Below are 9,124 nucleotides of genomic sequence, written 5' to 3'. Positions count from 1 at the left end.
GCGATGACGAGCTGCCCTTCGCAGGGCGGCAGCACCAAGGCGCCGATATCGCCCTCGACCCCGAAGCGCAGTGAAAAACCGTCTTCGAACGACAGCGCCACCTCCGCCCACACCGCGCGCACCGCTTTCGCGGGCGTCGCGGGGTGACAGATCAAGTGACGCCGTTCACCGGACTGCACCGCCATTCAGTCCTCTCCCGTTCGTCCTGAGCTTGACGAAGGACCGTTCTTTCCTCTCGCCAACCGCGAAATTTGCAGCCAGTCGCCACGAATGAGTGCCATTTTCTTCGCTCTGCTCCACCCTTTTATGCGACGCTCGGCTTCCAACGCCTCCATCCGTGTCGAGAAGTCCTGGCTCCACACGAGCGCGACCGGTAATTTGTCGGAAGTAAATCCAGCTACCGCGCCCGATGCATGCTGCGCCATCCTCCGTTCCAGATCATCCGTGTGGCCGGTATAGAAAGCGCCGCCTCGACAGTGCAACATATAGGTCCAAAAGCGCATTGCCCGATGTAGAAGGAAGGGCGGCCCTTCGACAAGCTCAGGGCGAACGGGTTTGGGTTGTTTTCATCGGATAGGACGCATGCTATGCGCCCGCCCGCCATGACGAACTATAAATCCGACCTGCTGCGCCTGCTCGACGAGCGAGGCTATATCCATCAGATGACCGACGCGGAAGGGCTCGATGCGCTTGCCGCCAAACAGGTCGTCCCGGGATATATCGGCTTCGACGCGACCGCACCCAGCCTGCATGTCGGCAGCCTCGTCCAGATCATGATGCTGCGCCGCCTGCAACAGACGGGGCACAAGCCGGTCGTGCTGATGGGCGGCGGGACGACGCGCATCGGTGATCCGACGGGGCGCGACGAGAGCCGCAAGATGCTATCGGACGAAACGATCGCTGCGAACATCGCATCGATCCGCACGATCTTCGAACCCTTTCTGATCTTCGGCGACGGGCCGACCGACGCGGTGATGGTCGACAATCAGGACTGGCTGGGCAAGCTCGGTTATATCGAGCTGCTTCAGGAAGTCGGCACGCATTTCACGATCAATCGCATGCTGACCTTCGATTCGGTCAAGCTGCGCCTCGAACGCGAACAGCCGATGACCTTCCTCGAATTCAATTACATGATCCTTCAGGGGTACGACTTCCGCCATCTGTCGAAGGCGATGGACGTGCGGCTCCAGATGGGCGGATCGGACCAGTGGGGCAATATCGTCAACGGCATGGAGCTCGGTCGCCGCATGGACGGCGCCGAACTCTTCGGGCTGACGACTCCGCTGCTGACCACCGCCGCGGGGGCCAAAATGGGCAAAACCGCCGCCGGCGCCGTCTGGTTAAATGCCGATCAACTGTCCCATTTTGACTATTGGCAATATTGGCGCAACTGCGACGACCGCGACGTCGGCCGCTTCCTGAAGCTGTTCACCGACCTGCCGCTCGCCGAAATCGCGCGGCTCGAAGCGCTCGAAGGCGCCGAGATCAACGAAGCGAAAAAGATCCTCGCCAACGAAGCGACCGCGCTGTGCCGCGGCGCCGATGCGGCGAAGGCTGCGGCGGAAACCGCGACGCAAACCTTTGAAAAGGGCCACATCGGCGGCGACCTGCCGCGCGTCGCGGCCCCGGCCGAAGGGATCGGCATCCTGAACGCGCTGCGCGAAATGGGTTTTGCGGCGTCGAACAAGGAGGCGCGCCGCAAGCTCGACGAGGGGGCGGTGAAGGTCGACGGCACGGTGATCCGCGACCCCCATTATCTGGTCGTGCCCGGCGAAAACGACGTGCCGGTCAGCCTGGGGGCAAAGAAGCACGGGCTCGTCACGCGCTGAATCCGCAAAAAAGCGTTTACGGATTCTTCAGCAATCGCGATGATCTTCTCCGGCAAACCACAAAGGTCCGGGACGTATGCGTAAGATTGACACGAGCAAAGCCCACTATGTCGGGCTCGACCAGCGAATTGCTCCGCGCAGCGACGTTTACTGTCGCCTGCCCTTCGTGCTGCCCGACGGGCGGCAGGAAATGTGCACCTGCGTCAACATCAGCGCCGACGGCTTGCTGATGCGCTACGAACGCGGGCTGGAGCCAGGCGATCTGGTCGTGTTCCGCATGCCGATCATCGGCCGCACGGCGGCAAAGGTCGTCTGGTCGCTCGGCGGCAAGACCGGTGTGCAGTTCGAAAAATCGATCACCGCCGAAGATTATCTGCCGATGATCCGCGCCATGGGCGCCCGCGGCGACGTAAACTAATCACGCATTCAAGGCTCGCGCTGATGCCCCCTCCCGCTTGCGGGAGGGGCAGCGAGGCTTGCGAACTTGTTCGCTAGCCGCAGCGGGGTGGGATACCGCGCCGTGGCGACCCACCCCCGGCCCCTCCCGCAAGCGGGAGGGGAGAAATCACCCACTCCGCAGCAGCGGCACCGCCGCATCGCGCTCGAACAGATACAGGCAAAGCCGCACCGCTTCGCCGCGCGCGCCTTCCATTCCGCCGTCGCGTTCGACGAACAGCCGCGCATCGTCATGCGCCACCGGCAAGAGGCGAACGAGCTGTTCGGGCGTCGCCAGCCGATAGTCGGCGTCGCCCGACTGCTTGAGCCCCAGCAATTCGCCGCCGCCGCGCAGTTCCAGATCCTTTTCGGCGATCACGAAGCCGTCGTTCGTGTCGCGCATCAACGCGAGCCGCTCGCGCGCCGTTTCGGACAGCGTCTGCGATCGCAGCAGCAGGCACACCGACTTCGCCGTGCCGCGTCCGACGCGGCCGCGGAGCTGGTGGAGCTGGGCCAGCCCGAAGCGGTCGGCATGCTCGACGATCATCAGGCTGGCGGCGGGGACATTGACCCCGACCTCAATCACCGTCGTCGCGACGAGGACGCCGATCTCGCCCGCCTCGAACCGCGCCATGACGTCATCCTTGTCCGGCCCTTTCATGCGGCCATGGACCAGCCCCACGCGCGCCTCGCCGAAACGGGCGCGGAGCAGCGCGGCGCGATCTTCGGCCGCGGCCAGTTCGCTTGCCTCGCTCTCGGCCACCAGCGGGCACACCCAATAGGCCTGCGCGCCGCTCGCCAGATGCCGGGCCAGGCCGTCGATCACTTCGTCGAGCCGGTCGACCGACACGACGCGCGTATCGACGGGCGTCCGCCCGGGCGGCATTTCGTCGAGCCGCGATACGTCCATCTCGCCATGGTTGGCGAGCAGCAGCGTGCGCGGGATCGGCGTCGCGGTCATCACCAGCAGATGCGGCGGACGCGCCGCCTTGTTCGTCAGCATCAGCCGCTGGGCCACGCCGAAACGATGCTGTTCGTCGACCACGACGAGCGAGAGGTCGCGGTAGCTTACCGCGTCCTGAAAGATCGCATGCGTTCCGACCAATATGTCGATGCTGCCGTCGGCAAGGCCCATCAGCGTCGATTCGCGCGCCCGTCCCTTGTCGCGGCCGGTCAGGATGGCGAGATTGACGGGGAGCCCGGCGAGCATCGATTGCAAGGTCGCATAATGCTGGCGGGCCAGAATCTCGGTCGGCGCGAGCAGCGCCGCCTGCGTTCCCGCTTCCACCGCCGCCAGCATCGCGCGCAGCGCGACAAGCGTCTTGCCCGATCCGACATCGCCCTGCAGCATGCGCAGCATCGGCGTGTCCTGCGCCATGTCGCCGGCGATCTCGCGCCCGACGCGCTCCTGCGCGCCGGTCAGGCCAAACGGCAGCCGCAACGCATCGACCAGCCGCCCGTCGCCGCGCACCGCCCTCCCCCGCCGATTGCGCAATCCCTGCCGGATCAGCATCAGCGCGACCTGACTGGCGAATATCTCGTCATAGGCGAGCCGGTCGCGCGCCGCTTCGTCGCGCGGGCTGGCGTGGGCGCGTTCCATCGCATCGCGCCACGCCGGCCAGTTGCGGCTCGCCAGCAGCGGCGCGTCGATCCATTCGGCAAGTTCGGGTCGGCGCTCGAGCGCCACCGCCGCCAACTGCGACAGCCGCGCATTGGTCAGCCCTTCGGTCAGCGGATAGACCGGCTCATGTTCCGCAATCCCGGCCTCGTCTCCCGGTTCGGCGACATGGTCGGGGTGCACGATCTGGCGCATATCGCCATAAAGATCGAGCCGCCCCGACACCCGGCGCGTCTCCCCCAGGGGGAACAGCTTGCGCGCCAGACCCGACGTGCGCCCGAAATAGACCAGCCGCACATGGTCGCCCGCCGCGTCGAACGCCTCGACCCCGAAGGGCGCGCGCGGCGATCGGCCGGGGCGGTAATCCTGCGCGGTCAGATCGACGATGATCGTCTGTCCCGCCTGCGCCTGATCGAGCCGGTCGACGGGCACGCGCGAAATCAGGCCGGTCGGCAGATGGAACAGCACATCGACAACGCGCTCGAGCCCCAGCCGCGTCAGCGGCTTGGCAAGCTGCGGACCGACACCCTTGACGTCGGTCAGCGCGGCAAAGAGCGGGTTGAGGATTTCGGGTCGCATGGCTAGGGCGTGTCTAGCCTCGTCTTTCCGTTCGTGTCGAGCGAAGGAAACCCAACCTCTCTTCCGTTTGTGCTGAGCTTGTCGAAGCACCGTCCTTATTTCCAGCGGCGGAAAGAGAGAACAGCCCTTCGACAAGCTCGGGGCGAACGGTGAGTGGGGGCGATGTCCGTTTTCACTTCATCGCTTGCGCGATTAAAAGGCCCGCCATGCAAGACCGCCTCAAACGCCTGAAATTCCGCGCCTGGCACCGCGGCACGCGTGAGGCCGATTATATGATCGGCGGATTCTTCGATCGCTATGCGGCGGCGTGGGGCGAAGAGGAAATCGCGTGGTTCGAAGCCGTGGTCGAAGAGGATGACGTCGACATCATGGCGTGGGCGCTCGGCACCGGGCACCCGCCCGCGCATCTCGACCGGCCTGCGATGATCGCTGCAATGCGCCGGCTGGACTATATTCCGCTGCCATGACCCGTCCCTCCGCCGACATTTTCGCCGCCATCGCGTCGGCGTCGGCACCGCTGACGCTCGCACGCACCGCGGACGGCTTCCTGCCGCTGCTGCTCGCCGATCTGGCGCGCGCCAGCGACAAGCGGCTCGTCTATGTCGCGACCGACGATACCGCGATGCAGGCGGTCGCCGATGCCGCGCCTTTCTTTGCGCCCGACCTTGTCATCCATCGCTTTCCCGCCTGGGACTGCCTGCCCTATGACCGCGCCGGGCCGTCGATGCGCGTCAGCGCCGACCGGCTCGCCACGCTGTCGGCGCTGCAGGCGCCGCCGAAGCGCGGCGAACTGATCCTGACCACCGTCGCCGCGATCACCCAGCGCACCCTCACGCCCTTTCGCATCCGCCAGCTCGCGACCACGCTCGCACCGGGGCAGCGGATCGATCGCGACGCGCTTGCCGAACTGCTCGTCGCCAACGGGTTCAACCGCGTCGATACCGTCGCCGATCAGGGCGAATTCGCGGTGCGCGGCAGCCTCGTCGACCTTTTCCCCGCCGGCGAGGACGCGGGGCTGCGCGTCGACTTCTTCGGCGACGAGATCGAGAGTATCGCCGCTTCGATCCCGCCGACCAGCGCAGTCTTGGCCCCGCCAAGTCGCTGCAATTGCTTCCAGCGGCCGAAACGCTGCTCGATCAGGACACGATCAAGCGCTTCCGGTCGAGCTACCGCGAGATGTTCGGCGCGCAGGCAACCGGCGATCCGCTCTATCAGGCGGTCAGCGAGGGCCGGCGGCAGGCGGGGATGGACCATTGGCTGCCGCTGTTCGAGGAACGGCTGGCGACGCTGTTCGACCATATCGACCCCGCAACCCCGGTGCTGCGCGGCCACCGCACCGACGCGACGGCGGAGACGCGCTTCGACGCGATTACCGACTATCATGCAAACCGCGTCGCCGCCGAGCGCGAGCAGGCGGGCAGCTATCGCCCGCTCGCCCCCGACACGCTCTATCTGACCTCGAGCGAGTGGGCGGCTGCCGAGCGCGACCGGCCGGTGCATGTCGTCTCCCCCTTCGATGTCCCGCCCGCGCCGAGCGTCATCGATCTCGAAAGCTTTGCCGCCCGCGATTTCACGCCCGAGCGCGCGGCCGACCTCAACGTCTATGACAAGGTTGCGGATCATCTGTCGGACGAACGCCGCAAGGGTCGCCGGACGATTATCGCCAGCTATTCGGCGGGCGCGCGCGACCGCTTGTCGGGGCTGCTCAGGGACCATGGCGTCAGCGCGCTTGCCTCCGCCGACAGCTGGCAGGAAGCACTCGGCACCGCTTCGGCCGATGCCGGCGGCGCGACCGCAATGGTCGTCCTTCCGCTCGACCACGGCTTCGCGAGCGACGCGATCAGCCTGCTCACCGAACAGGATATTCTCGGCGAAAGGCTGGTACGTCGTCAAAAGCGCCGCAAAAGCGCCGACGCCTTCCTCGCCGAACTCGCCACGCTCAGCGTCGGCGATCTCGTCGTCCACCTCGATCATGGCATCGGCCGCTACGAAGGGCTGACGTCGATCCCGGTCGGGAAAAGCCCGCACGATTGCGTCGCGCTCACTTATGCGGGCGGCGACAAGCTCTACGTCCCCGTTGAAAATCTGGACGTCCTCTCGCGCTACGGCGGCGAGAGCGACGGGGTTGCGCTCGACAAGCTCGGCGGCGAGGCATGGCAGCGCCGCAAGGCGCGGATGAAAGAGCGCATCCGCGAAATCGCTGGCGAACTGCTCGCGACCGCGGCGCAGCGCGCGCTCCGCCCCGGCGAAGTGCTGGCGCAGGACGCCGCTTATCCCGCTTTCGCCGACCGTTTCCCCTACCAGGAAACCGACGATCAGGACCGCGCGATCGGCGACGTGCTGGAGGATATGGCGTCGGGCCGCCCGATGGACCGGCTCGTCTGCGGCGACGTCGGTTTCGGCAAGACCGAGGTTGCGCTCCGCGCCGCCTTCGTCGCGGCGATGGCGGGGGTGCAGGTCGCGGTGGTCGTGCCGACGACCTTGCTCGCGCGCCAGCATTACACGAACTTCGTCGAGCGTTTCAAAGGCTTCCCGGTCAACATCGGCCGCCTGTCGCGTCTCGTGCCCGCGGGCGAAGCGCAAAAAACGCGCGACGGCCTCGCCAGCGGGCAATTCGATATCGTCGTAGGCACCCACGCGGTGATCGCGAAATCGGTAGAATTCCGAAATCTCGGCCTCGTCATCGTCGACGAAGAACAGCGTTTCGGCGTCGTCCACAAGGAACGGCTGAAGCAGCTCAAGGCCGACGTCCATGTGCTGACGCTGACGGCGACGCCGATCCCGCGTACCTTGCAGATGGCGATGTCGGGGCTGCGCGAACTCAGCGTCATCCAGACGCCCCCGGTCGACCGTCTGGCGGTGCGCACCTATGTCGCGCCGTGGGATCCGGTGGTGATCCGCGAAGCGCTGCTGCGCGAGCATGACCGCGGCGGCCAAAGCTTCTTCGTCACCCCGCGCATCAAGGATCTGCCGGACATCGAAGAGTTCCTGCGTACCCGCGTCCCCGAAATCAAATATGTCGTCGCGCACGGCCAGATGGCGCCCGGCGAAGTCGAAGAGCGCATGAGCGCTTTCTACGATCGCAAATATGACGTGCTCGTATCGACCACGATCGTCGAAAGCGGCCTCGACATTCCGAGCGCCAACACCTTGATCGTGCACCGCGCCGACCGTTTCGGCCTTGCCCAGCTTTACCAGCTCCGCGGCCGCGTCGGCCGGTCGAAGACGCGCGCCTACGCGTACCTCACGACGCCCGAGGGCGGCGCGATCACCGACACCGCCGAAAAGCGGCTCAAGCTGCTCGGCGATCTCGACACCTTGGGGGCCGGTTTTCAGCTTGCCAGCCACGACCTCGACATTCGCGGCGCCGGCAATCTCGTCGGCGACGAACAGTCGGGACATATTCGCGAGGTCGGCTTCGAACTCTATCAATCGATGCTCGAAGAGGCGATCCTCGTCGCCAAGGCCGAAGGTGCCGGCGTCGCGCCGCCCCGCGAGGCCTTGTCGCCCGTTATCACGGTCGATGCGCCGATCCTTATCCCTGAAGATTATGTGCCCGATCTGCCGCTACGCATGGCGCTCTATCGTCGCCTCAACGAGGCCGAGGACCGTACCGGGCTCGACGGTTTCGCGGCCGAGATGATCGACCGCTTCGGCCCGCTGCCGCCCGAAACCGCGAACCTTATCCAGCTCATGGAAATCAAGGCGAACGCGAGGGCGGCTGGCATCGCCAAGCTCGACGTCGGCACCAAGGGCGCCCTCGTCAGCTTCCACGGCGACCAGTTCGCCAATGTCCCCGGTCTGATCGCCTATGTCGAGCGGCTGAAGGGCCGCGCGCGCATCCGCCCCGACAACAAGCTGTCGGTGAGCGGCGACTGGGTCAGCGCAGGCGCGCGGCTCAACGGCGCACTGCAACTGTCGAAAGGTTTGGGGAAACTCGCACGGCAGGCGGGCTAGAACGGCCGCTATTGCGGACTTATTCCATCAGCCCCGGCAGTTCGCTTCCCGGCACCGGCCCCGATTTCAGGAAGCCCTGCCACGTCGCAACGCCCAGTTCGCGCAGCCGCTCGAGCTGGCGCTCATTCTCGACCCCTTCGGCGACGACGAGCAATCCAAGCGCCCGCGCGAGGTCGACGATCGCGCGTACCACGATGCGGTCGCGGTCGCTGCCGTCGATCGTGCGCGTAAAGCCGTTGTCGATCTTCAGATAGTCGATCGGCAGCCGGGCGAGCAGCGACAGGCTGGAATAGCCCGTTCCGAAATCGTCGATCGCGATCGCGCAGCCGAGCGCCCGGATTTGAGCAAGCTGTGCCGCTGCGCTGGCCGGATCGCTGAGCATTGCCTGTTCGGTGAGTTCGAGCGTCAGCCGGTCGGGATCGACACCAGTGGCCTTCACCATCGCCGCGAAACGGTCGGCGAAATCGGGATCGCCGAGGTCGGCGGCGGTGATGTTGAGCGACACGCGAAGCTTGCCGAGCGCGCGCGGCCAGCCGGCGATCTCGGTCAGCGCGACGCGATGCGCATGTTCGGCAAGCTCGCGTTCCATGCGCGCCGCGCGCGCCGCGGTAACCAGCGGCCCGGCGCCGAGCAGGCCGAGTTCGGGATGTTGCCAGCGCAGCAGCGCCTCGACCCCGATCATCGCTCCCGTCGCCACCTCATATTG

Annotated in this window: 6 protein-coding genes and 2 pseudogenes; 4 read left to right on the top strand and 4 right to left on the bottom strand. The window is 66.2% G+C overall.

Annotated features, from left to right (window positions below):
* Together ABS88_RS23530 and ABS88_RS23525 are read right to left on the bottom strand one after the other, a co-directional pair.
* Positions 1–185 (bottom strand): annotated as a pseudogene (locus ABS88_RS23530) (DOMON-like domain-containing protein); the annotation flags it as partial.
* Positions 186–485, bottom strand: a complete 300-nt coding sequence (locus ABS88_RS23525) for a GIY-YIG nuclease family protein (RefSeq protein WP_286750756.1) — start codon at positions 483–485, stop codon at positions 186–188.
* A 117-nt stretch (positions 486–602) separates the two neighbouring features.
* On the opposite strand from ABS88_RS23525, the gene tyrS reads away from it, so the two are divergent.
* Positions 603–1,829 (top strand): tyrosine--tRNA ligase, encoded by a 1,227-nt coding sequence (tyrS, locus tag ABS88_RS23520; protein ID WP_003039555.1) that lies wholly within the window; start codon positions 603–605, stop codon positions 1,827–1,829.
* A 76-nt stretch (positions 1,830–1,905) separates the two neighbouring features.
* Entirely contained in the window at positions 1,906–2,247 is a 342-nt protein-coding gene (locus tag ABS88_RS23515; protein ID WP_003039557.1) for a PilZ domain-containing protein, read from the top strand.
* A gap of 147 nt (positions 2,248–2,394) precedes the next feature.
* Here ABS88_RS23515 and recG read toward each other — a convergent pair whose 3' ends face one another.
* Positions 2,395–4,461, bottom strand: a complete 2,067-nt coding sequence (gene recG, locus ABS88_RS23510; RefSeq protein ID WP_286750755.1) for an ATP-dependent DNA helicase RecG — start codon at positions 4,459–4,461, stop codon at positions 2,395–2,397.
* 206 nt (positions 4,462–4,667) lie between these two features.
* Here recG and ABS88_RS23505 point away from each other — a divergent pair, with 206 nt between their 5' ends.
* On the top strand, positions 4,668–4,928 hold the full coding sequence (locus tag ABS88_RS23505) for a succinate dehydrogenase assembly factor 2 (protein WP_058811949.1): 261 nt from the start codon (positions 4,668–4,670) through the stop codon (positions 4,926–4,928).
* Positions 4,925–8,418, top strand: a pseudogene (gene mfd, locus ABS88_RS23500) (transcription-repair coupling factor). Before ABS88_RS23505 ends, mfd begins: the two are co-directional and overlap by 4 nt.
* 19 nt (positions 8,419–8,437) lie before the next feature.
* Here the strand turns inward: mfd and ABS88_RS23495 are convergent.
* Positions 8,438–9,124, bottom strand: a 687-nt coding sequence (locus tag ABS88_RS23495) for an EAL domain-containing protein (protein ID WP_286750754.1), incomplete at its 5' end; no start/stop codon positions are given.

It is taken from the genome of Sphingopyxis sp. SCN 67-31 (assembly GCF_001725095.1).
This window is presented reverse-complemented; position numbering and strand designations above follow the sequence as displayed.